The 21,872-nt window shown below is 73.6% G+C and carries 18 protein-coding genes; 11 read left to right on the forward strand and 7 right to left on the reverse strand.

Going from position 1 to position 21,872, the window contains the following annotated elements:
- Positions 1-35: 35 nt before the first annotated feature.
- The 3 genes from ACR9ZG_RS00900 to ACR9ZG_RS00910 all read left to right on the forward strand — a co-directional run bounded on the left by ACR9ZG_RS00900 (position 36) and on the right by ACR9ZG_RS00910 (position 5,422).
- Positions 36-356 carry a WhiB family transcriptional regulator gene (locus ACR9ZG_RS00900; RefSeq protein ID WP_481282937.1) on the forward strand — a complete coding sequence of 107 codons (321 nt, stop codon included), beginning with the start codon at positions 36-38 and terminating at the stop codon, positions 354-356.
- 70 nt (positions 357-426) lie between these two features.
- Complete coding sequence (locus tag ACR9ZG_RS00905) at positions 427-3,999, forward strand: glycosyltransferase family 2 protein (RefSeq protein WP_481282938.1); 3,573 nt, start codon at positions 427-429, stop codon at positions 3,997-3,999.
- Positions 3,992-5,422, forward strand: coding sequence for a DUF5719 family protein (locus tag ACR9ZG_RS00910; protein ID WP_481282939.1), 1,431 nt, complete (start codon positions 3,992-3,994; stop codon positions 5,420-5,422). Before ACR9ZG_RS00905 ends, ACR9ZG_RS00910 begins: the two co-directional genes overlap by 8 nt.
- 16 nt (positions 5,423-5,438) lie before the next feature.
- Here ACR9ZG_RS00910 and ACR9ZG_RS00915 read toward each other — a convergent pair whose 3' ends face one another.
- A complete protein-coding gene (locus ACR9ZG_RS00915; RefSeq protein WP_481282940.1) occupies positions 5,439-5,882 on the reverse strand; it encodes a metallopeptidase family protein in 444 nt (147 codons plus the stop codon).
- Positions 5,883-5,924: 42 nt separating this feature from the next.
- On the opposite strand from ACR9ZG_RS00915, the gene ACR9ZG_RS00920 reads away from it, so the two are divergent.
- Genes ACR9ZG_RS00920 through ACR9ZG_RS00935 form a run of 4 tightly spaced genes read left to right on the forward strand, consistent with a single transcriptional unit; the run spans position 5,925 to position 9,696 of the window.
- Positions 5,925-6,146 carry a DUF3499 family protein gene (locus ACR9ZG_RS00920; RefSeq protein WP_055890882.1) on the forward strand — a complete coding sequence of 74 codons (222 nt, stop codon included), beginning with the start codon at positions 5,925-5,927 and terminating at the stop codon, positions 6,144-6,146.
- Entirely contained in the window at positions 6,143-7,579 is a 1,437-nt protein-coding gene (locus ACR9ZG_RS00925; protein ID WP_481282941.1) for a phosphomannomutase/phosphoglucomutase, read from the forward strand. The genes ACR9ZG_RS00920 and ACR9ZG_RS00925 overlap by 4 nt, the downstream gene beginning before the upstream one ends.
- A gap of 58 nt (positions 7,580-7,637) precedes the next feature.
- Positions 7,638-9,131 carry an adenosylhomocysteinase gene (ahcY, locus tag ACR9ZG_RS00930; protein WP_481282942.1) on the forward strand — a complete coding sequence of 498 codons (1,494 nt, stop codon included), beginning with the start codon at positions 7,638-7,640 and terminating at the stop codon, positions 9,129-9,131.
- A gap of 13 nt (positions 9,132-9,144) precedes the next feature.
- Positions 9,145-9,696 carry a GNAT family N-acetyltransferase gene (locus tag ACR9ZG_RS00935; protein WP_481282943.1) on the forward strand — a complete coding sequence of 184 codons (552 nt, stop codon included), beginning with the start codon at positions 9,145-9,147 and terminating at the stop codon, positions 9,694-9,696.
- Positions 9,697-9,841: 145 nt separating this feature from the next.
- Here ACR9ZG_RS00935 and ACR9ZG_RS00940 read toward each other — a convergent pair whose 3' ends face one another.
- Positions 9,842-10,681 carry an RDD family protein gene (locus tag ACR9ZG_RS00940; RefSeq protein WP_481282944.1) on the reverse strand — a complete coding sequence of 280 codons (840 nt, stop codon included), beginning with the start codon at positions 10,679-10,681 and terminating at the stop codon, positions 9,842-9,844.
- A 17-nt stretch (positions 10,682-10,698) separates the two neighbouring features.
- Here ACR9ZG_RS00940 and ACR9ZG_RS00945 point away from each other — a divergent pair, with 17 nt between their 5' ends.
- The gene (locus tag ACR9ZG_RS00945) at positions 10,699-11,694 is read left to right on the forward strand and encodes a stage II sporulation protein M (protein WP_481282945.1); all 996 of its coding nucleotides are present in this window, start codon (positions 10,699-10,701) and stop codon (positions 11,692-11,694) included.
- A gap of 121 nt (positions 11,695-11,815) precedes the next feature.
- Here ACR9ZG_RS00945 and ACR9ZG_RS00950 read toward each other — a convergent pair whose 3' ends face one another.
- The 5 genes from ACR9ZG_RS00950 to ACR9ZG_RS00970 are packed head-to-tail and all read right to left on the reverse strand — an operon-like array spanning position 11,816 to position 17,460.
- On the reverse strand, positions 11,816-13,144 hold the full coding sequence (locus ACR9ZG_RS00950) for a DUF58 domain-containing protein (RefSeq protein ID WP_481282946.1): 1,329 nt from the start codon (positions 13,142-13,144) through the stop codon (positions 11,816-11,818).
- Between the two features lie 9 nt (positions 13,145-13,153).
- Positions 13,154-14,158, reverse strand: a complete 1,005-nt coding sequence (locus ACR9ZG_RS00955; protein ID WP_481282947.1) for an AAA family ATPase — start codon at positions 14,156-14,158, stop codon at positions 13,154-13,156.
- The gene (locus tag ACR9ZG_RS00960; protein ID WP_481282948.1) at positions 14,155-15,390 is read right to left on the reverse strand and encodes a DUF4350 domain-containing protein; all 1,236 of its coding nucleotides are present in this window, start codon (positions 15,388-15,390) and stop codon (positions 14,155-14,157) included. Before ACR9ZG_RS00960 ends, ACR9ZG_RS00955 begins: the two co-directional genes overlap by 4 nt.
- Positions 15,387-16,052: a DUF4129 domain-containing protein gene (locus ACR9ZG_RS00965; RefSeq protein ID WP_481282949.1), complete on the reverse strand. Its 666-nt coding sequence runs from the start codon at positions 16,050-16,052 to the stop codon at positions 15,387-15,389. Before ACR9ZG_RS00965 ends, ACR9ZG_RS00960 begins: the two co-directional genes overlap by 4 nt.
- Positions 16,053-16,056: 4 nt before the next feature.
- Entirely contained in the window at positions 16,057-17,460 is a 1,404-nt protein-coding gene (locus ACR9ZG_RS00970) for a hypothetical protein (RefSeq protein ID WP_481282950.1), read from the reverse strand.
- Positions 17,461-17,726: 266 nt separating this feature from the next.
- Here ACR9ZG_RS00970 and mtrA point away from each other — a divergent pair, with 266 nt between their 5' ends.
- Genes mtrA through ACR9ZG_RS00985 form a run of 3 tightly spaced genes read left to right on the forward strand, consistent with a single transcriptional unit; the run spans position 17,727 to position 21,767 of the window.
- A complete protein-coding gene (gene mtrA, locus ACR9ZG_RS00975; protein WP_481282951.1) occupies positions 17,727-18,410 on the forward strand; it encodes an MtrAB system response regulator MtrA in 684 nt (227 codons plus the stop codon).
- 13 nt (positions 18,411-18,423) lie between these two features.
- Positions 18,424-20,049, forward strand: coding sequence for an MtrAB system histidine kinase MtrB (mtrB, locus tag ACR9ZG_RS00980; protein ID WP_481282952.1), 1,626 nt, complete (start codon positions 18,424-18,426; stop codon positions 20,047-20,049).
- Positions 20,046-21,767: an LpqB family beta-propeller domain-containing protein gene (locus ACR9ZG_RS00985; protein WP_481282953.1), complete on the forward strand. Its 1,722-nt coding sequence runs from the start codon at positions 20,046-20,048 to the stop codon at positions 21,765-21,767. The genes mtrB and ACR9ZG_RS00985 overlap by 4 nt, the downstream gene beginning before the upstream one ends.
- The last annotated feature ends 105 nt before the right edge of the window (positions 21,768-21,872 follow it).

A 21,872-nucleotide genomic window follows, 5' to 3' on the forward strand; every position in this document is an offset into this window, starting at 1 on the left:
AGCGTGTCGGCAGTCGATGGGTGGGGAGAACCGATATGAGCGTTCCTGAATATCGTTCCGGGGTACCCGACGACTGGTTCATCGACCCGGTGCGGCTGGGGGTGCCAGGGGTCCGGTCCGGTGTCGACGACGACAACCCGCTCGCCTGGCAGACCGACGCCCTGTGCGCACAGACGGATCCGGAGGCGTTCTTCCCCGAGAAGGGCGGCTCCACCCGCGACGCCAAGCGGATCTGCACCTCGTGCGAGGTGCGCTCCCAGTGCCTGGAGTACGCGCTCGCCAACGACGAGCGGTTCGGCATCTGGGGCGGCCTCTCCGAGCGGGAGCGCCGCAAGCTCCGCAAGCGCGCCGGCTGAACCGGCCGATTGCGCGCCGCGCCCGGACCAAGACCCGGATCGGCGCGACCCCGACTTAGGCTGACTCGCGATGTATCCGAGAGTCACCGCCATCGTCGTCGCCCACAGCGGCGGCCCCCGCCTCCAGCGCACTCTCGACGCCATCGCAGCGCAGACCCGGAGACCGGATGCCGTGATCGCCGTCGACTGCGCGACGAGCGACGACGCCGCGCGCCTGCTGGCCGACGCGAACCCGACCCAGCTGCTCTCGGTCGCCGAGAAGCTGCCCTTCGGAGCGGCCGTCGCGACCGCCGTCCGCATCCTGCCGCCGGCGGGCCCCGCTCCGGCCGGTTCGGTCGGCGCCGCGCCCGGTTCCCCCGCACCCGGTCAGGCCGTGCCCGGCTCCGAGCAGCTGCTCTGGCTGCTCGCCCACGACACGTCCCCCGAGCCGGAGGCCCTGGAGGCCCTGCTCGCGGCGCTCGAGGTCTCACCCTCCGTCGCCGTGGTCGGCCCCAAGCTGGTCGACGCCGACGAGCCCACGTTCATCCGCGAGTTCGGCGAGACGATGACGCCGTTCGGCGCGTCCGTGCCGCTGGTCGAGAATGAGCTCGACCAGGCCCAGCACGACGGCCTGAGCGACGTGCTCGCCGTCTCGAGCGCCGGAATGCTCGTGCGGCAGTCGCTGTGGGAGGAGCTCGACGGCTTCGACCCCGCCCTGCCGACCGCCGACGACGGTCTCGACTTCTGCACCCGCGCCCGGCTCGCCGGGTACCGCGTGACCCTGGTCGCCCAGGCGCGCGTCGCGCTCGGCGGCGACGGCGTCGCCGGGCCCAACCTGTCGCGCAAGTGGTCGGTCCGGCGCCGGCTCGCCAAGGAGCGCCGCGCCGCGCAGCTGCACCGGCGGCTCGCGTACGCGCCGGGCTGGGCGGTGCCGTTCCACTGGCTGAGCCTGGTTCCGCTCGGCATCCTGCGCGCGCTGCTGCGCCTCCTGCGCAAGGAGCCCGGCTCGATGGGAGGCGAGCTGCTCGCCGCCTTCCGGGTCGCGTTCTCCGGCATGGCGGTCGGCAACGCGCGCCGGCGCCTCGCCCGGGCCAGGACCGTCGGCTGGGCGGCCGTCGCCCCGCTGCGCATCCCGTTCTCCGAGGTGCGGCGCTCGCGGGCGCTCAAGCGCGAGGCCGCGATGGTGAGCCAGCAGGGCGAGCGCCAGGACCTCGACTTCTTCGGCGCGGGCGGCGGCTGGACCGTGCTCGCGGCGCTCGTGATCGGCGCCGTGATGTTCTACCCGCTGCTGACCTCGCCGGCGCTGAGCGGCGGTGGGATGCTGCCGCTCGACACCTCGGTCGGCCAGCTCTGGGCGAACCTCGGCTACGGCTGGCGCGATGCGAGCCTCGGCTTCGTCGGCGCCGCCGACCCGTTCTCCGCCGTGCTCGCGGTGCTCGGGACCGTGACCTTCTGGCAGCCGTCGCTGTCGCTCGTGCTGCTGACCGTGCTCGCCATCCCGCTCGCCGCCCTCGGCGCCTGGCTCGCGGCCGCGCGACTGACCGTCCGGCCGATGCTGCGTGCGTTCGGCGCTCTCGCCTACGCCCTCGCGCCGACCCTGCTCGTCGCGCTGCAGGGCGGGCGGCCCTCCGCCGTCCTGGCACACGTGCTGCTGCCGTGGCTGTTCTTCGCCGGGCTGACCGCGAGGAGGTCGTGGACCGCCAGCGCGGTCACCGCCCTGCTGGCAGCCGCCACGGTCGCGTGCGCGCCCATCCTCATCCCCGCGCTCGTCGTCGCCTGGATCGCGACGATCGCGTTCGCCGGACGCCGCGCGGCGCGCATCGCCTTCATCCCGGTCCCGGCCGTGGTGCTGTTCGCGCCGCTCGTCTGGCAGCAGGCGCAGCGCGGGGCGTGGCTGTCCGTGCTCGCCGACCCCGGCCTCCCTGTCGCCGCTCGCGACACCTCGGGCTGGCAGCTCGCGCTCGGCTTCCCCGACGGCGCCCTGGGCGGCTGGCAGCCGCTGGCCGATGCGCTCGGCATCCCGGCGCTCGCGCCGACGATCGCCGTGCCGCTGCTGCTCGCGCCGCTCGGCGTCCTCGCGCTGCTCGCCCTCTTCCTGCGCGGCACCGTCCGCGCGATCGTGGCGCTCGTCGTCGCGCTCACCGGCTTCGTCACCGCGGTGGCCGCCCTGCAACTCCAGCTCGCGAGCACGGGAGGGACGGTCGTCGCGATCTGGCCCGGCAGCGGCCTGAGCCTCTACTGGCTGGGCCTCGCCGGCGCCGCCGTGCTGGCCCTGTCGGCCCTCGGCCGCGCCGCGGTCTATCCCGCCTGGGTCGCGCTCGTGGCGCTCGCGGTGGTCGCTGTGCCCTCCGCGATCGCGCAGCACAACGACACGGCCGACGTCGCGGGCAGCGACGGCCGCACGATGCCCGCGGTGGTCGGGGCGAAGGCCTCCACCCAGCCGCGCACCGGCACGCTCCGGCTGACCGCGCAGCCCGGGGGAGGGCTCGCGGCGGAGATCGTCCGCGGGTCGGGCGAGACCCTCGACGCGCAGACCACCCTCAGCTCGACGCAGCGGACCCTCACCGACGAGCAGCGCGCCCTGGCCACCCTGGCGGGCAACCTGGCGTCGCGCAGCGGCTACGACGCCTCCACCGAGCTCTCGGACCTCGGCATCGACTTCGTGCTGCTCGCCCCCTCGGCGACGGGCGTGGACGACGCCGCCGGCACAGCACCGGCCGAGACGACGGCGGCCGGCGCTGTGCGCTCCCGCGCCGCCGTCGCCCTCGACGCGAACGCGCTGCTCGCGCCGGTCGGCACGACGGCGACGGGCCAGCTCTGGGCGTTCGACCGCGGCACGTCCGCCGTGCCGGAGGCGGCCCGCATCCCGGCCGACGCCGGAGGGATGTGGCGCCTCATCGTGCTGCTGGTGCAGGGCATCGTCATCGGCGCGACGCTGCTGATGGCGATCCCCACCACCCGCTCGGCGGACCGCGTCGCAGAGCTGACCGGCCGCCGTCCGACCCGCCGCCCGAGCCGCCGGCGCGGTGCGGCTGCCGCGGGCGGCGCCGCCGAGGCGGGCTCGGATGCCGAGACGGCCGATGCCGACGAGGCGGGTGCCGACGAGGCCGGCGCCGAGAGGACCGATTCCGGCGACTCGGATGCCGCGGGCGTGGACGGCGCCGCTGCGGGCGAGCGCGAGCACAGCACGGACGACCGCGACCTCGGCGACCGCGACCTCGGCGACCGCGATATCGACCACCGCGACGCCGACGACCTCGACGCCGACGAGCCGGTCGAGGAGCTCGGCGCGGTCGAACCGGATGACGCGCTCGACGCGCCGCCCACGGGCGAGACCCCGATCGCGGACGAGAGCCTGAACGAGTGGGACGCGGAGCCCGAGGACGAGGCGTCGGTCGAGGCGGCCGACGAGGAGGGCCTCCCCGCCGAGCCCGAGCAGGGCCACGAGCCCGAGCAGGGTCTCGCGCCCGCGCCAGCGCCGCAGCCCGAGCCCGCCGAGTCCGCCCCCGCGTCGGACCCCGACGAGACCATCGACCGCGCCACCTTCGAGCGCCTGCGTCCGGAGTGGGCCACCACCCCGAGCACGCCGACGACGCTCGAGGACGGACTGGAGGAGACCATCATCCGACCCCGCCGTGTGACCGAGGGAGGCGACCGTGGCTGACCGCAGAATGCTGACGCGAATCGGCATCCGCACCGCGGGCGGCCTGGTCGGCGCGGCGGTCGCCGTCGCCGTGGTCGCCGGCGCAAGCCTCCTGCCGCTGCCCGTCGTCGCCATCGGCGCGCCGCAGCAGACCGTGCGCCCGGTGCCCGCCGATCAGCAGCGGGTCTGCCCCGGGCCGATCCTGGCCCTTGCGGCCGACGCCGGCGAGGCGACACGGCCGACGTCGCTGGGGGAGCCGACCGTCGCCGCCGCGACCGACGGGCCCGACATCCAGACCAGCAGCCTCACGCCAGACGCCGACAGCGCGGGCGCCGCGGAGGCCCCGCAGCTGCTCACCACGGCCACACCCCAGGGCGCGACCACCCCGCCGCTGTTCGCCGCCGCTCAGGCGCAGACCGCGCAGACCGAGGATCTGGCCGGTCTCGCCGCGGCCGCGTGCGCCGAGCCGTCGGCCGACACCTGGCTGGTGGGAGGCTCCACCGCGCTCGGGCAGACCAGCCTCGTGCTGCTGGCCAACCCGACCTCGGTGGACGCGAGCGTCGACCTGACCATCTACGCGGAGACGGGCCACGTGGACGCCCCGGGCGCGACGGGCATCGTCGTGCCGGCCGGGGCGCAGAAGGTCGTCCCGCTCGCCGGTCTCGCGCCGTCGGCGGCCGCCCCCGTGGTGCGCGTGAGGACCAGCGGCGGCGAGGTCGTCGCGTCGCTCCAGCAGAGCTACGAGCAGGGCATCCAGCCGCGCGGCGTGGAGCTGACCGGAGGGACGGCGGCACCGGAGCGGCAGCAGATCATCCCCGGCGTCAGCATCGCGAATCTCGCCGCCGTCACCGCCGGGCAGTCGGGTGAGAGCGTGGGCGTCGACTTCCCGACGGTCCGCATCCTGGTCCCCGGCGACGCCGACGCCGACGTGCAGATCGGCGCCGTCGGCGAGAACGGGACAGCGGCCGGCAACTCCTATTCGCAGACGGTGAAGGCCGGGAACGTGGCCGAGATCCCGCTCGACGGGCTGAAGGACGGCAGCTTCACCGTGACGGTGAACTCCTCCGTCCCCGTCGTCGCGGCGGTGCGGACCTCCGTCATCGGCACGAAGGCCCGTGACTTCACCTGGTTCGCCGCGTCCCGCCCTCTCGACGACAAGGCCATCTACGTCGCGCCGAACGGCCAGCGCGCCACCCTGCACCTCGCCAACCCGACGGAGGCGGACGCGACGGTCACGATGACCGCGCAGGACGGCGCCGCCAAGAAGATCACGGTCCCCGCCGAGGGCGGCTCGAACCTCGCCGTCGTCGCCGGCCGCTACACCCTGGACGGGGCGGACGGCGTCTACGGCAGCGTCAGCATGAGCGGCGACGGCGTCGCGAGCTCGTTCGCGCTGAACCCGCCGGGGCCGCTCGCGGCGCCCATCGACGTCTACCCGCGCTGACGCGTCAACGCCGCGCTCAGAAGTGGCGGTAGCGGTCCGGCGCCAGGTCCCACGGGTCCTTGCCGAGCAGCTCCGCGACGGCGCGGAAGACGCAGCCCTCGATGTACATCCGCCGGTGCTGCTCGTCATCGCGGTGCAGCTTGGTGAGTCGCTGGATGGGCACCCGGTAGAACACGACCCGGCGCCGGGCGTGGTCGACCGACCAGCGGTCGACGCCGTCCGAGCCGGAGTTGCCGAGCGGCGTCGCGGCGACCTCGAAGTGCACGTCGGCCAGTTCGTCCGGCCAGACGCCCTTGAGGTAGTCCGCCGTGGAGGCGATGGTCATGTCGAAGAAGTCGATCCGGTTGTTCAGCATCGGCAGATGCGGTCCGGTGACCGGCCCCCGCGCCCCGCGCCCGTGGCGGCTCCGCCAGCGGCTCGTGGCCGGCGGCTGACTGCTGGTGCGGCGGTTGCGGGGCATGTCGCCATCCTACGTCGGCGGTGCTCCGGTAGTCTGGCCCGGATGTTGAGCCGGCCCTGTTCCCGCGTCGCGTGCCCGCGCGACGCCGTCGCGACGCTGACGTACGTGTACGCGGACTCGATGGCCGTGCTCGGACCCCTCAGCCTCTCGCACGAGCCCCACTCGTACGACCTGTGCGCCATCCACGCCGAGCGGCTGTCCGCTCCGCAGGGCTGGCAGATCGTGCGTCACGAGGTCTTCGGTGAAGTAGGTTATGGGGCGTGAACGCGCACGCTGACGACTCCGCCCGCTCCCGCCTGAACGCCGTCGTCAAGGCGTACGACATCCGGGGCCTGGTCGGCGAGGGCCTCACCGAGGAGATCGTGGAGGCCGTCGGGGCGGCGTTCGTCGACGAGGTGCGCGCCGCCGGCCGCGACGTCGTCGTCGGCCACGACATGCGCGACTCGTCGCCCGGTTTCGCCGCGGCCTTCGCCCGCGGCGTGCAGGCGCGCGGCGGTGACGTGGTCTCCATCGGCCTGTGCTCCACCGACGAGTCGTATTTCGCGTCCGGCTTCCTCGACGCACCGGCCGCGATGTTCACCGCCAGCCACAACCCGGCGACCTACAACGGCATCAAGCTGTCCCGCGCGGGCGCGCAGGGCCTCAGCATGGACACCGGGCTGGCCGGGGTCCGCGACCGCGCCGCCGACTATCTCGAGGGCGGCATCCAGCCGGTCGAGCGGCAGGGCGGCTTCCGCGAGCAGGATGTGCTCGCGGACTACGCGGCCTACCTGCGGTCACTGGTCGACCTGTCCGGCATCCGACCGCTGACCGTCGTGGTCGACGCGGGCAACGGGATGGGCGGGCTGACCGTCCCCGCGGTCCTCGGCGAGGCGGCCGGGCTTCCTGCGCTGCCGATCACCGTCATCCCGCTGTACTTCGAGCTCGACGGCTCGTTCCCGAACCACGAGGCCAACCCCCTGGAGCCGAAGAACCTGGTCGACCTCCAGCGCGCGGTGGTCGAGCACGGCGCCGACCTCGGCCTCGCGTTCGACGGCGACGCCGACCGCTGCTTCGTCGTCGACGAGCAGGGGAGGGCGGTCACGCCGTCCGCGGTCGCCGCGATCGTCGCGGTGCGCGAGATCGCCCGCGCCCGGGCCGAGGACCCCGACGCCGAGATCACGGTGATCCACAACCTGATCACGTCGAACATCGTCCCGGAGACCATCGAGGCCGCCGGCGCCATCCCGCTGCGAACGCGCGTCGGTCACACCCTCATCAAGGACGCCATGCGCTCGTCGGGCGCGGTCTTCGGCGGCGAGCACTCCGCCCACTACTACTTCCGCGACTTCTGGAGCGCCGACAACGGCATGCTCGCCGCCATGCACGTGCTCGCCGACTTCGGCCACCAGGACGAGCCCCTCTCCGCCCTCGCCGCCCGCTACACGCCGTACGCGATGTCGGGCGAGATCAACTCCACCGTCGACGACGTGCCCGCGGCGTACACGCGCGTGGTCGAGGCGTTCGCCGGACGCGCGGAGTTCGACGAGCTCGACGGCCTCACCGTCACCGGCACCGTCGGCCAGGACGACCCGTTCTGGTGGTTCTCGGTCCGCCCCTCCAACACCGAGCCGCTGCTCCGGCTCAACGTCGAGGCGCAGGACGAGGCGACCATGGCGGCCATCCGCGACGAGGTGCTCGCGCTCATCCGCGCCTGAACCTCCCGCCGTCCGTCATCCGGCCGGCGTGCAGGAGCATGGATGCGACAATGGGACCATGCCCGCTTCCAGCTCCGCCACGCCGCTGACCGGCGCCCTTCCGTACCGCGTCGCCGACCTCTCGCTCGCCGAGGCCGGCCGCCACCAGCTCCGCCTCGCCGAGAACGAGATGCCTGGCCTGATGGCCCTCCGCGAGGAGTTCGGCCCGTCGCAGCCGCTGGCCGGCGCGCGCATCGCCGGCTCCCTCCACATGACCGTGCAGACCGCGGTGCTCATCGAGACGCTCGTCGTGCTCGGCGCGCAGGTGCGCTGGGCCAGCTGCAACATCTTCTCCACGCAGGACGAGGCCGCGGCCGCCGTCGCGGTCGGACCGACCGGCACGCCGGAGGCGCCCGCCGGCGTCCCGGTCTTCGCCTGGAAGGGCGAGACGCTGGAGGAGTACTGGTGGTGCACCCAGCAGATCTTCGACTGGACCGCCGAGGCCGAGGCGGCCGGCGCGGACTGGACCGGCCCGAACCTCATCCTCGACGACGGCGGCGACGCCACCCTCCTCGTGCACAAGGGCCGGGAGTTCGAGCTCGCGGGCGCCGTGCCGGACGACGCTCCGGGCGACAGCCACGAGTACCGCGTCATCCTCGCCGCGCTCCGCGCCTCCCTCGCCGAGTCTCCCGATCGCTGGACGAAGGTCGCCGACGGCATCCTCGGCGTCACCGAGGAGACCACCACCGGCGTCCACCGCCTCTACGAGCTGGCGAAGGCCGGGCAGCTGCTGTTCCCCGCGATCAACGTCAACGACTCGGTCACCAAGAGCAAGTTCGACAACAAGTACGGCATCCGCCACTCCCTCCCGGACGGCCTCAACCGCGCCACCGACGTGCTGATCGGCGGCAAGGTGGCGTTCGTCGCCGGCTACGGCGACGTCGGCAAGGGCGCGGCGGAGGCGCTGCGCGGCCAGGGCGCCCGCGTCATCGTCAGCGAGGTCGACCCGATCAACGCACTCCAGGCGGCGATGGACGGCTACCAGGTCGCGCGGCTCGAGTCCGTGATCGACCAGGTCGACATCCTCATCACGGGGACCGGCAACGTCAACGTCGTGACGCTCGAGCACCTCCTGGGCCTCAAGCACCTCGCGATCGTCGCCAACGTCGGCCACTTCGACAACGAGATCGACATGGCGTCGCTGGAGGCGCTGCCCGGCGCCGAGAAGGTCGAGATCAAGCCGCAGGTGCACGAGTGGAGGCTGCCCACCGGCCGCAGCATCCTCATCCTCTCCGAGGGCCGCCTGATGAACCTCGGCAACGCCACGGGTCACCCGAGCTTCGTGATGAGCAACTCGTTCGCGAACCAGGTGCTCGCGCAGCTGGAGCTCTACGTGTCGCGCGAGAACTACCCGATCGGTGTGTACGTGCTGCCGAAGCGGCTCGACGAGAAGGTCGCGCGCCTCCACCTCGCCGCCCTCGGCGTCGAGCTCACCACCCTGACCGATGAGCAGGCCGCGTACATCGGGGTCCCGGTCGAGGGCCCGTACAAGGTCGACCACTACCGGTACTGACGGGACGCGGGGGATGGAGCTCGACTTCCAGGACCGGGAGCTGCCCGGCGGCATCACGCTGCGCCTGCGGCGCGAAGACGACGCCGCGGCGCTCGCGGCGGCCTACGCCCGCAACCGGGCGCACCTCGCACCGTGGGATCCGACGCGGCCCGAGGAGTTCTACACCGAGGCGGGGCAGCGCGAGCGCGCCCGCGAACGGCTGGCGCTGCGGGCGCTCGGCACGGCGCTGCCGCTGGTGCTGGTCGACGGCGACGAGATCGCCGGCGCGATCGACCTCAGCGACATCGTGCGCGGGCCGTTCCAGTCGTCGATGGTCGGCTACTGGCTGGACCGCGCCCACACCGGGCGCGGACTGGCCTCCGCGGCGCTCGCTGCGGTGATCGAGGCGGCGCGGGACGACTTCGGCCTGCACCGCATCCAGGCGGCGACGCTGCTGGCCAACCACGCCTCGCAGTCGGTACTGGCCCGCGCGGGCTTCGAGCGGATCGGGGTCGCCCCCGCGTACCTGCAGATCGCGGGTCGCTGGCAGGACCACGTGCTCTTCCAGCGCATCCTGCACGACTGAGCCGCGCCCCGGTCCGTCCGTCCCGCCCCTCCCGCGGCAGGATTTGCGCCGAATGTCGGTTATGGCCCGGGCATAACCGCGATTTGCGCCGAATGTCGGGTTTGGGATGCGTAGAACCGCGATTCGGCGCACATCGTGCAGGGGGTCAGCGGTCGGGGAACCCGTGCGGGAGCGCGTCGAGCACCGGGGTGAGGCGGTCGAGGCGGTCGTGCTCCAGCTGGAGCGCACGCGTGTCGCGCCCGCGCCGCAGCACGGCGACGCCGACCAGGAACGTCTCGGCGTCCACCGGCGGCAGCGGCGACACGTAGGCCGACGCCTCCCGCGCCAGCTCCGTGCTCAGCCCCGCCCGCGCGGCCGGGGTGAGCTGCGGCGCCTGACGCACGAACTGCGCGATGCGACGGGAGAGGCGGTCCGGGAGGCGCGCCACGTCCGCCGTCTGCGCCCACCCCGCCAGCTGCGGCGCGAGGTACAGGTCGAGCGGGCGCGCCTTCGGCACCCGCTCCAGTTGGCTGTAGGTGCCCGCCATCAGATCGCCCAGCCGCTTGGACCGCGCGCTCAGGAGGCCGGTCAGCGCCGCGATGCCGCCGAACGTCATGAAGATCTCGAGTACCCCGGCCAGCGCCCGGATGAACGCGTGCCGGAAGCCGATCGCGCCGCCGTCGTCGCGCACGATCCGCGCTCCGACGGCGAGCTTGCCCAGCGACCGCCCCCGGCTCGTGAGCTCGACGGTCGTCGGCAGGATCACCATCCCGAACACCAGGATGAGGATGACGAGCGCGCGCACCAGCGCGTCGTCGAGCCCGCCGCCGGTCGCCACGAGCAGCAGCAGGCAGCCGACCATGACGAGCAGAGAGACCAGCCAGTCGATGATGGTCCCGGCGGCGCGGAGCAGGTAGCTCGCCGGGCGGACATCGAGCGCGACGGCCTCGCCGGTCAGCAGCTCGCGCTCGGCCGGAGCGGAGGAGGCGTCCGTCGCTGCCGTCATGGCTATCATTCAAGCAGATGGATCTCGACGCGTTCACGGCCTCCCGCAGCGCCGACTGGGACAGGCTGGCCCGGTTGGCGAAGCAGCGTCGCCTCGATGGGCGCGACGCCGACGAGCTGATCGACCTCTACCAGTCGGGCGCGGCCGATCTCTCGGCCATCCAGACGAGCGCCGGCTCCACCGCCGTCGGCGACCGGCTCTCGCTGTCGCTCGCGTCGGCACGGCTGCGCTTCACGGGGACGAGCGCCAACCTCCTGTCGCAGCTGCCCCGCTTCTTCGTGCTGCAGCTGCCCGCCGCGCTGTACCGCATCCGCTGGATCGTGCTGGCCGTGGCCGTCGCGACCATCGTCGTCGCGACCCTGTACGCCGTGTGGATCACCGGGAACCCGGACGTGCTCCGCAACCTCGGCAGCGACGCGAACCTCCGGCGGTACGTCGAGCACGACTTCATCGACTACTACTCCAACAACCCGGCGTCGTCGTTCGCCGGGCAGGTGTGGACGAACAACGCGTGGATCGCAGCGCAGTGCATCGCGTTCGGGATCACCGGAGCGTGGGTGCCGTACGTGCTCATCCAGAACGCGGTCGGGGTCGGCACCGCAGCGGGCGTGATGTTCGCCTACGGGCGCGGCGACGTGATGTTCTCGTACATCCTCCCGCACGGGCTGCTGGAGCTGACGAGCGTCTTCGTGGCGGCCGCTGCGGGCCTCCGCATCTTCTGGGCCTGGATCGCGCCGGGCGCGCGCACCCGCACGCAGGCGCTCGCCGAGGACGGCCGCGCCCTGTTCACCGTGGCCGTCGGCTGCGCGCTCAGCCTCTTCGTCTCCGGGCTGATCGAGGGCTTCGTGACGCCGTCGCCGCTGCCGGTGTGGCTGAAGATCACGATCGGCGCGCTGGCGCTCGCCGCCTTCCTGACCTACATGCTCGTGCTCGGCCGGCGCGCGGTCCGGGCGGGGGAGACCGGCGACCTCACCGAGTTCGAGGCCGGGTCGCGCCGCGTCGTGGCCGGCTGACGGGCCCCGCCCCGGTCTGCCGAAAACGGAGGTGCCTGCCGCCGACTCCGCGGCCCACCACCTCCGCTTTCAGCCAGGAGGCGGCGTGTCGCGGCGAACCACCTCCGTTCCTGCAGCCGCCCTACAGCCGCCCCGCCGCCTTGAGCGCGAGGTACCGGTCGGCCAGCGCCGGCGGGAGCTCCGCGGGCGACCCGGTCACGACCTCCGCGCCCAGTCGCTGCACCGCGGCGGTGACGCGGGCGACGTCCAGCAGCGCGCGCTCGGCGGCGGCCGCACGGTAGACCTCCTCGCGGTCGCGCCGCTCGTGCACGGCGGCGAGGGCGGGGTCGGTGACGCTCGCGACCACGACCAGGTGCTTGCGGGTCAGCTGCGGCAGCACCGAGAGCAGCCTGCGGGAGGCGCCGGGCGCGTCGATCGAGGTCAGCAGCACCACGAGCGAGCGGCGGCTGGTCAGGGCGGACACCTGCGCGGGGATCGCCGACCAGTCCAGCTCGATGAGCGCGGGCTCGATCGTGGCCATGCGGTCGACCATGCGCGAGAGCAGCTCGGGGCCGCTCGCACCGCTGACGCGCCCGCGCACCATCCGGTCGTAGGCGAGGAAGTCGATGCGGTCGCCGGCGCGCGTGGCGAGGGCCGCGAGCAGCAGCGACGCCTCGAACGCCGTGTCGATGCGCGGCTCGTCGCCCACCCGCGCAGCGGAGGTGCGGGCGGAGTCGACCACGATGACGACGCGCCGGTCCCGCTCCGGCCGCCAGGTGCGGACCATCACACGCGAACCGTGGCCGGTGACCGGATCGAGCCTCCGCGCCGTCGCGCGCCAGTCGATCGAGCGCACGTCGTCGCCGCGCACGTATTCGCGCAGCGAGTCGAACTCGGTGCCCTGCCCGCGCAGCTGCACGCTGGTCGTGCCGTCGAGCTCACGCAGCCGCGCAAGCCGGGACGGCAGGTGCTTGCGGGAGGAGAACGGCGGCAGCACGCGCAGCCGGCCCGGCGCGACGAGGGTCGCCTGCCGGGCCCAGAGGTGGAGCGGCCCCCAGGACCGGATGGTCACTTGCTCCACGCGCCGCTCGCCCCGGCGCCACGGCCGCAGGGTGGTGGTGACCCGCCGCCGCTCGCCCGGGGGGAGGTCCACGGCTGTCCGCGTCGCGACCGCCCCGGCCGACGGCTCCCACGCGTCCCGGACGGTTCCGCGCAGCCGGCGCGCGCCGATGTTCGTCAGCAGCAGCTCGGCGACCGTCTCCGTGCCCAGGCGGACGCGGGACGGGACCGTGCGCTCGACCGCGATGCGGCGCGGGGAGGCGGCGAGCCAGAGGTCGAGCGCCCCCAGCAGCAGGCACAGCAGCACCCAGGCGCCGAGCGCCGCGTATGCGCCGCCCGCCTCGCCGCCGAACAGCACGACGGGCACCGCGCCCAGCGCGAGCAGGGCGACGAAGCGTCCGGAGAGGGTCATCGGCCTGGCCTAGATCGGGACCTGGACCTGCTGCAGGATCGAGCGCAGGATCGCGTCGGCCCCCACGCCCTCGAGCTCGGCCTCCGGGCGCAGCTGGAGGCGGTGCCGCCAGACCGGGACGAGCATCGCCTGCACGTGGTCGGGCGTGATCGACTCGTAGCCGGAGAGCCAGGCCCACGCCTTCGCGGTCGCGAGCAGGGCGGTGGTGCCGCGCGGGCTCACCCCGAGGCGGACCGACGGGCTCTGCCGCGTCGCCCGCGCCAGGTCGACGATGTACGCGAGCACGTCCGCGTTGGCGCCGACGGAGGCTGCGGCAGCGCGGGCCGCGTGCAGCTCTGCGGCGCCGAGCACCGGCGTGACGCCCGCCGCTGCGAGGTCGCGCGGGTTGAAGCCGGCGGCGTGGCGGCGCAGCACCTCCACCTCGGAGTCGCGCTCCGGCACGTCGAGGGTCAGCTTGAGCAGGAACCGGTCGAGCTGCGCCTCGGGGAGGGCGTAGGTGCCCTCGTACTCGATCGGGTTCTGGGTCGCGGCCACGATGAAGGGGTCCGGGAGGCGGCGGCTCACGCCGTCGACGCTGACCTGGCGCTCCTCCATCGCCTCCAGCAGGGCGGACTGCGTCTTGGGCGGCGTGCGGTTGATCTCGTCCGCGAGCAGGATGTTGGTGAACACCGGCCCCTCGCGGAACACGAAGCCGCCGGTCTGCGCGTCGTACACGAGCGAGCCCGTGACATCGCCCGGCATGAGGTCGGGCGTGAACTGGATGCGCTTGGTGTCGAGGCTGAGCGCCTGGCTGAGCGAGCGGACCAGGAGCGTCTTCGCCACGCCGGGCACGCCCTCCAGCAGCACGTGACCGCGCGCCAGCAGCGCGATGATGAGGCCGGTCACGGCGCCGTCCTGGCCGACGACGGCCTTGCCGACCTCCGTGCGGACCTGCGCCAGGGTCTGGCGCAGGGCGGCCGCGTCGGCGGGCGCGGTCGGGCCGGCGGTGTCGGTTCCGGTGCTGAGATCGGTCATGAGTCCATTCTTCCGGTCGGGGGCAGGGGCGACACGGCCGCGGCGGTGTCGCGTTCGAGCGCGGCGAGGGCGTCGGAGAGCGCGAGGAGGTCGCGATCGGTCGCGGGGATGTCGTCGATCAGGATGCGGCGCACGCCCTGCCGGTCGCGGCCGGTGAGCGCGGAGACCGCGAGCACGACCTCGTCCACGCTCGCGATGCGGGGGAGGCCCGCGAGGCTCGCGAGCCGTCCGACCGAGCCGATCCGCAGCGCGTCGGCCGTCCGCAGCCGGGCGGAGGACCGTTGATACAGCCGGGCGCGGCCCTCGCGCGTCTCGTCCGCCCTGACGACCACCGGGAGGTTCTCCACGACGAGCGGTCCGAACCGACGGCCGCGCCATACCGCGGCGGCGACGAAGACGACCACCCCGAGCAGGAGCACGGGCGTCACCCAGCCGGGCGTCAGCGCCGCGATGTCGGCCGGTCCGGTGACCGGCCGGTCGACGAGCCCCGGCAGGTACCAGACCAGCGTGCGGTGCTCGCCGAGGAGGCCGAGGGCGAGGGCGGCGTTGCCCTGGCGGTCGACGCCGTCGTTCATCAGCAGGGCGGCCGAGCCGACCAGCGACAGTTCGGCGCCGCGGTAGGTCGTGCCGACGAGCGACGCGCCCCCGCCGCCGTCGGTGAAGCACGCGGTGGCGCCGCCGTCGGCGTCGAAGGTGCCGGGGAGGGCGGAGTCCTCGGTGGTGTCGGTGGGCCGCGGGTCGATGCGCTCGGCGCGCCGGGCGGCCGGGAGGTCGCACCCCGCTGTGGAGGCGCCCTCCGGGGCACCCGCCGCACGGACGTCCGGGGCGATCTCCTGCAGGGTCTGGAAGCCGGGCTCGACCACCACCAGCGAGGCGGCCGCATCCGCCAGCGACCGGTAGCCGTCGGAGGGCAGGTTGCCGGCCGGGTCGTAGACGAGGACGGTCGCGTCGCCCGCCACGGCCTCCGCCTCGGCGAGGGTGGAGACTGCACGCACGTCGACGCCCTGGCCTCGGAGCACCTGCGCGACGGCCTTGCCGCCGACCGGCCCCGCGTTGGCGGCGTCGAGCACGACCCCGGAGGAGGAGCCGCCGCCGGTGAGCAGCAGACCGAGCCCGGCGATCAGGAGCGCGATCACCCCGAGCACGATCCACGGGACCGCTCGGCGGGCGGTCTGCCCGACCTTGGCGGATCGGGCCGGCGCGGACCGGGCGCGCGTCGTGGTGATCGTCACGACACCACCGCCGGAATCGCCGGGCGGAGCTGCTGGAGGCGCTGGTCGAGCGCCACGAGCTGCTGATACCCGGCCTCGGAGCCGGGACGGTCGAGGTACCGGACGTCGTCGAAGGCGCGCGCGGCCTCCCGCAGGCTTTCACGCTCGGCCGGCGCCACGGCCGCCGCGCGGGTCGCGAAGTCCGTGGCCGTCGTGCCCGGCGTCACCGTCACCAGCGTGCGCTCGTCGAGCGCGACCGCGATGGCGCGGAACTGCTCCTCGATCGCGAGCACCCAGTCGCGGGCGCCCGCGGCGGTCGCGGCCGACCGTCGCAGCTCGTCGGCCGTGCGGAGGTCGTCGGCGCCGAACAGGGCCCGTCGGTCGGCGGCGCGGCGGTTGATCCGCGGGCGGCCGAAGATGAGGAACGCGGCGACGATGAGGCCGAGCAGGATGATGACGACGACGGCGAGCAGCACGGGACCGGCGTCGCCGGTCGGGCCGTTCAGCAGCGACCCGATCCAGTCCTGCACCGCCTTGGACGCGATGTCGAACCAGGTAGGCTTGGCCGCCTGGTACTCGGGCTTGGCGAGCTCCTGGCGGAGCCAGTCCTGCGCCTCCGGAGCGGTCGGGTCGACCGGGATGTCGAGGCGCACCGCGTCGAGGCGCACAGCGTCGAACGCCACCGGCTCAGCCGCCCGGCCAGCCGGCGGGGGCGGAGGCCGGGGCCGCTCCCGGGGCGGGCTGCAGGTACGGGTCGGGCAGCTCCTGCCCGGTCTGCCGCGCCTCCACGAAGCGGACCAGCTGCAGGTCGAGCCCTTCCTTGCGCATCCGCAGGTCGATGTAGAGCAGGGAGACCGCGGCCGTCTGGATGACGCTCCCGATCGCCCCCACGACCGCGCCGACCACGCTCGAGAGCACATTGACGCCGAGCTGGCTCACGAACAGCTGGGTGAAGGACGACTCGTCGGGCGAGCTGAGCGAGGTCGGCGCGAAGATCCCGCCGAGCATCGTGCCGAGCAGCGCGAACGGGGTCGCGATCACCTGCGTCACGGCGTAAACGATGACGAAGACGAGCGCGATCAGGCCGAAGGTCTTCCAGAAGTAGCCGGAGGTCAGCCGCCACGACCGCGCGATGGCCGCGCCGAACGGGAGCCGCTCGAGCACCAGCGCGCTGGGGACCATCGCGAGCTTGGTGTTGATCCAGATCGCGAGCGCGATGAGGCCGAGCCCGCCGAGGAACCCCACGAGCACCGCGCCGATGATGCCGGCCGTCCCGCCGAGGGAGGCCAGCGCCACGATGATCGCGACGACCAGCCCGAGCACGACCAGCCAGGCGAGCGCGAGCAGGAAGGTGTACCCGATCAGCGCCCACAGCCTCCCGCGGATCAGCCGCCAGACGGCGCCGAACGTGAGCTTCTCGCCGAGGGTGCCGCGCGCGACCTCGCCGACGATGACGCCCTGGAGGATCGCGCCGGACACCGTCGAGATGACGATGGAGAGCAGCCCGAGCACGATCGCACCGCCGACGGCGCCCGCCATCAGCGTGTCGCGGTCGCCCGCGTCGGCGTTGACGGCCCGGTCGACGAGGACGTACATCGCGCCGGCGAGGAGGACCGACACGACGATCGTCGGGATGCTCTGGATGAGCAGCGCGCTCCCCACGGTGAGCTTCGGGTTGCGGCGCAGGGCCGCGAACGGCGCGCCGAGCAGCGTGCCGAACGACATCGGCCGCAGCGGGACGAGCCCGGGCTTCGGCGGCGGCGCCCAGCCGGGCTGCGGTCCGCCCTGGGGTGCGCCCTGCTGCCACGCGGGCTGCTGCCACTCGGGCTGCTGCCACCCGGGCTGCTGCCACCCGGGCTGCTGCCCATAGGGAGGCGGGGGCTGCTGCCCGTACGGGACCTGCTGCCCGTACGGGACCTGCTGCGCGTACGGAGGCGGGGGCTGCTGCCCGTACGGAGGCTGCGCCGACGGCCCGCCCTGCGGCGGCTGATACCCCGGCGCATACTCGCCGTACCGCGGTCGCGGAGGCTGCCCCGGCTGCTGCCCGGCCTCCTGCCGCCCCGCCGCCGACCGGTCGTCTTGATCGCTCACGCCGTGCCCTTTCGTCCCCGCCCGTCGTGTCCGCTCCCATGCTGGCACAGAAGGGACGGCCGCACTGTGCCATCCACAGGGGCCAGCGCTCTCCACAGGAACCGGGCACGCAGACCCGGGCACGCAGACCCACAGCACGCACGCGGCCGCCGCACAGCCCTCACCCGGCCCGCCTTCGGGGCGGGCGCAGGCGACTCGACTACGCTGGACCCGTTGCTTCTGCGGCCGCCGGCCGCCCGAGAGGGGTTCAGGAGAACTTCAGGGACATGACAAGCCGAATCCTGGTGGTCGACGACGACACCGCGCTCGCCGAGATGATCGGCATCGTGCTGCGCACCGAGGGCTTCGACCCGGTCTTCTGCGAGGACGGCGCCCAGGCGGTCGACACCTTCCGCTCGGCCAAGCCCGACCTCGTCCTGCTCGACCTCATGCTGCCCGGCCTCGACGGCATCGAGGTGTGCAGCCGCATCCGCGCCGAGTCCGGTACCCCGATCATCATGCTGACCGCCAAGTCCGACACCGCGGACGTGGTGAAGGGGCTCGAGTCGGGCGCCGACGACTACATGGTGAAGCCGTTCAACCCGAAGGAGCTGGTCGCGCGCATCCGTACGCGGCTGCGCCCGGCGCCGGCAGCGCCTCCCACCGAGCAGCTCCGCGTCGGCGACCTCGTCGTCGACGTGGCGGCGCACGAGGTCCGGCGCGGCGAGACCCGCATCGCGCTCACCCCGCTGGAGTTCGACCTCCTGCTCGCGCTCGCCTCCAAGCCGCAGCAGGTCTTCACCCGCGAGATGCTGCTGGAGCAGGTGTGGGGCTACCACTACAAGGCCGACACCCGGCTCGTGAACGTGCACGTCCAGCGTCTGCGCGCCAAGGTCGAGCAGGATCCGGACAACCCGAAGATCGTCATGACCGTGCGCGGGGTCGGCTACCGCGCCGGCGCGGCGACCTGACGGGAGGCCTCCCATGCGCTTCCGCTGGCCCGACCGGGAGTGGTGGCGGCAGGCGCCGTCCCGGGTGTCGCGCCTATGGCGGCGGTCGCTCCAGCTGCGGACGATCACGATCACGCTCGCGCTGACGGGCATCGCGATCCTCGTCACCGGCGTCTACATGGCGCTCAGCATCAGCAACGACCTCTACCAGTCGCGGCTGGACGAGGCGCTGCGCGACTCCAGCCGGGCGACGACGTCCGCGCAGTCGACGCTCAACGCCTCCGATGTGTCGTCGGCGGACAGCGGCAAGAACCTCCTGAACACCGCCCTCCAGTCGGTCCAGGCCTCCACCTCCAGCCGGCTCGTCGCCGCGTATCGCGTGCCGGGGCAGGACACGACCGTGCTGGCCCCGCCGGACCGCGGCAGCCCCGCGCTCAACCCGGTGATCTCGGACAGCCTCCGCGAGCAGGTGCAGAACGGCGGGAACAAGCAGTTCTACCAGTCCGTCGCGCTCCCGGCGGGCGGCGACGCCACGGACCCGGGCATCGTCGTCGGCACCCAGCTGAACCTGCCGTCGTACGGGCGCTACGAGCTGTACGTGGGCTACAACCTGCGCGACTCCGAGAACACGCTGCTCTTCGTGCAGAACACGCTGCTGCTCGCGGGCCTCGCGCTGATCCTCCTGATCGGCGCGATCACCTGGGTCATCGTGCGGTTCGTCGTGGAGCCGATCCGCGTCGCGGCGCAGACCAGCGAGCGGCTCGCCGCCGGCGACCTCGCGGTGCGCATCCCGGAGAAGGGGGAGGACGTGTTCGCCTCGCTCGCGCGCTCGTTCAACGGGATGGCCGACAGCCTCCAGAGCCAGATCAACCAGCTCGCGACGCTGTCGCAGCTGCAGCAGCGCTTCGTCTCGGACGTGTCGCACGAGCTGCGGACGCCGCTCACCACGATCCGGCTCGCCGGCGACGTGATCTACGACCAGCGGTCGTCGTTCCCGCCCGCCACCGAGCGCACGGCCGAGCTGCTGCACACGCAGATCGAGCGCTTCGACCGCCTCCTCTCCGACCTGCTCGAGATCAGCAGGTACGACGCGGGCTCGGTGGTGCTCGACCCGGAGCCCACCAACCTGGTGCGGCTCGCCGAGGACGTCATCGACGAGCTGCGGCCGGTCGCCGAGCAGAACGGCTGCGAGCTGCGGCTCGACGCGCCCGGCGGCTACTTCGACGTCGGGATGGACCCCCGCCGCATCCGCCGCATCGTGCGGAACCTCGTCGGCAACGCGATCGAGCACGGCGAGGGCGCGCCGGTCGTCGTCACCATCGACAGCAACGAGACGGCCGTCGCGCTCGCCGTGCGCGACTACGGGATCGGGATGAGCCCGCAGGACGTCAACCACGTCTTCGACCGGTTCTGGCGTGCGGACCCCTCGCGCAAGCGCACGCTCGGCGGCACCGGCCTCGGGCTCGCGATCTCGCTGGAGGATGCGACGCTCCACTCGGGCTGGCTTCAGGTGTGGTCCGCGCCGGGCCAGGGGTCCTGCTTCCGCCTGACCCTGCCGCGCGTCACCGGGCGTGAGATCACGTCGTCGCCGCTGCCGCTGCCTCCCGCCGACGCGGGCGAGCCGGCGCCGCGCTCGTCCGAGAGCGAGGCTCACGCATGATGCGCGTCAGGATGGGCCGCTCCCGCACGAAGCGTGCAGCGCGGACCGGGATCGCCGCTGTCGCCGCCGCCCTGCTGCTCGTGCTCGCCGCGTGCGCGAGCATCCCGGACTCCGGCCCGGTGCGCCAGGGCGGGCCGGTCGCCGAGGTGAACGACCAGCTCGACCTCGACTTCAACCCGTCGCCGCCCGAGAAGGGAGCGACGCCGCAGCGGATCGTGCAGGGCTTCATCGACGCCGCCTCCAGCCCGAAGAACAACTTCGGCATCGCCCGCGAGTACCTCACCTCGTCGACCGCGGCCTCCTGGAACCCCGACGAGTCGGTCACCGTCGACGACGGCCGCAACCGCACCTTCGACCACGTGGGCAACCAGTGGAGCGTGGAGGTCACCCCGGTCGCCAACGTCGACGCCGTCGGCGCGTACCACCCGGTCACCAGCACCAGTCCGGTCGGGCTGCGCTACGAGCTGGCCAAGGAGGACGGGGAGTGGCGCATCGCGGTGGCGCCGGACGGGGTCGTGATCGACGACCCCACCTTCCGTGCCGTGTACACGCAGCAGACGCTCTACTTCTACAGCCCGGACTACACCTACCTCGTGCCGGACGCCCGCTGGTTCCCTGCGCGGGTGGCGACCGCGGCCACCCGCGTGGCCAGTGCGGTCCTCGCCGGGCCCGTGAAATGGCTGACCGGTGCCGTGATCTCCGCCTTCCCGAAGGGCACCGAGCTCGCCGTGCCCTCGGTGACGACGACCGGCGGAGTCGCGAGGGTCGATCTCAGTGCGGAGGCGGCGCAGGCGGACACGGTTCAGCTCCAGCGCATGCAGCTCCAGCTCGAGCGGAGCCTCGGTGCGCTGGCGCCGGCGGTGCAGCTCTCGATCGAGGGCAACCAGGAGCAGATCCCGCCGCCGAGCGACAACGCGGTGCCGATCCAGAGTCCGCCGGTCGACTCGCACGCCATCGTGTACCGCGGCGACGAGTTCGGTCTGCTGAGCGGCTCCGGCGTCACGCCGCTCTCGGGCCTGAGCGACAAGGTGGTGGCGCTGCAGCCGACGTCCGTCGCGTTGACCCCGTCGCGCGACCAGGCGGCGGTGCTCTCCCACGGGGCTGCCTACCTCGTGCGCCGCAGCGGCGATCCCGTCCGGGTGGATGCCCGGCAGGGGCTCGTCGCGCCCGCCATCGACACCGAGGGCTTCGTCTGGTCGGTCCCGTCCGCCGCACCGGCCGCGCTGCAGGTGGCCGGCGCCGACGGCGAGGGCCACACTGTCAAGACGGACTGGGGAGGCGCGACCGCGATCCAGGCGCTCGCCGTGTCGCGCGACGGCACCCGGCTCGTCGCCCTGCTGACGACGCCGTCCGGGCCGAGCCTCGTGGCGACGGGGATCGTGCGCGGCTCCGGCGGCCTCCCGACGCAGGTCACCGAGCCGGTGGAGCTCGCGGTCGGCGCCGGCACGCCGCGATCGGTCGCCTGGACGGGGGAGCTCACCGTCGCCGTCCTCAACGCCACGAACGGCGACGCGACGAGCATCCTGGAGCAGACGATCGGCGGCGAGCAGACGGCGACGACGGGGCCGGGAGGCGGCCGCACCATCGTCGGCGCCGGCGGGCTCTCGCGCTACCTCGTGCTCACGGCGGACGGATCGTTGCAGGCGCCGACGGGGACGGGCTGGCAGCAGCAGACGGACAAGGTCGGGGCGGTGGCGGTGCAGCTCGGCCAGCCGTGAGCTCGTGCCGGCGGCTGCCGTCGGTCTGCGTCGTGCCGGCCTCTCCACACACGGGGTCCGGCGGCAGCCTCCAGCGGGCTCGAGGCCTGTCTCTTATACACATCT

It is taken from the genome of Leifsonia sp. KNZ12-8B (assembly GCF_056755495.1).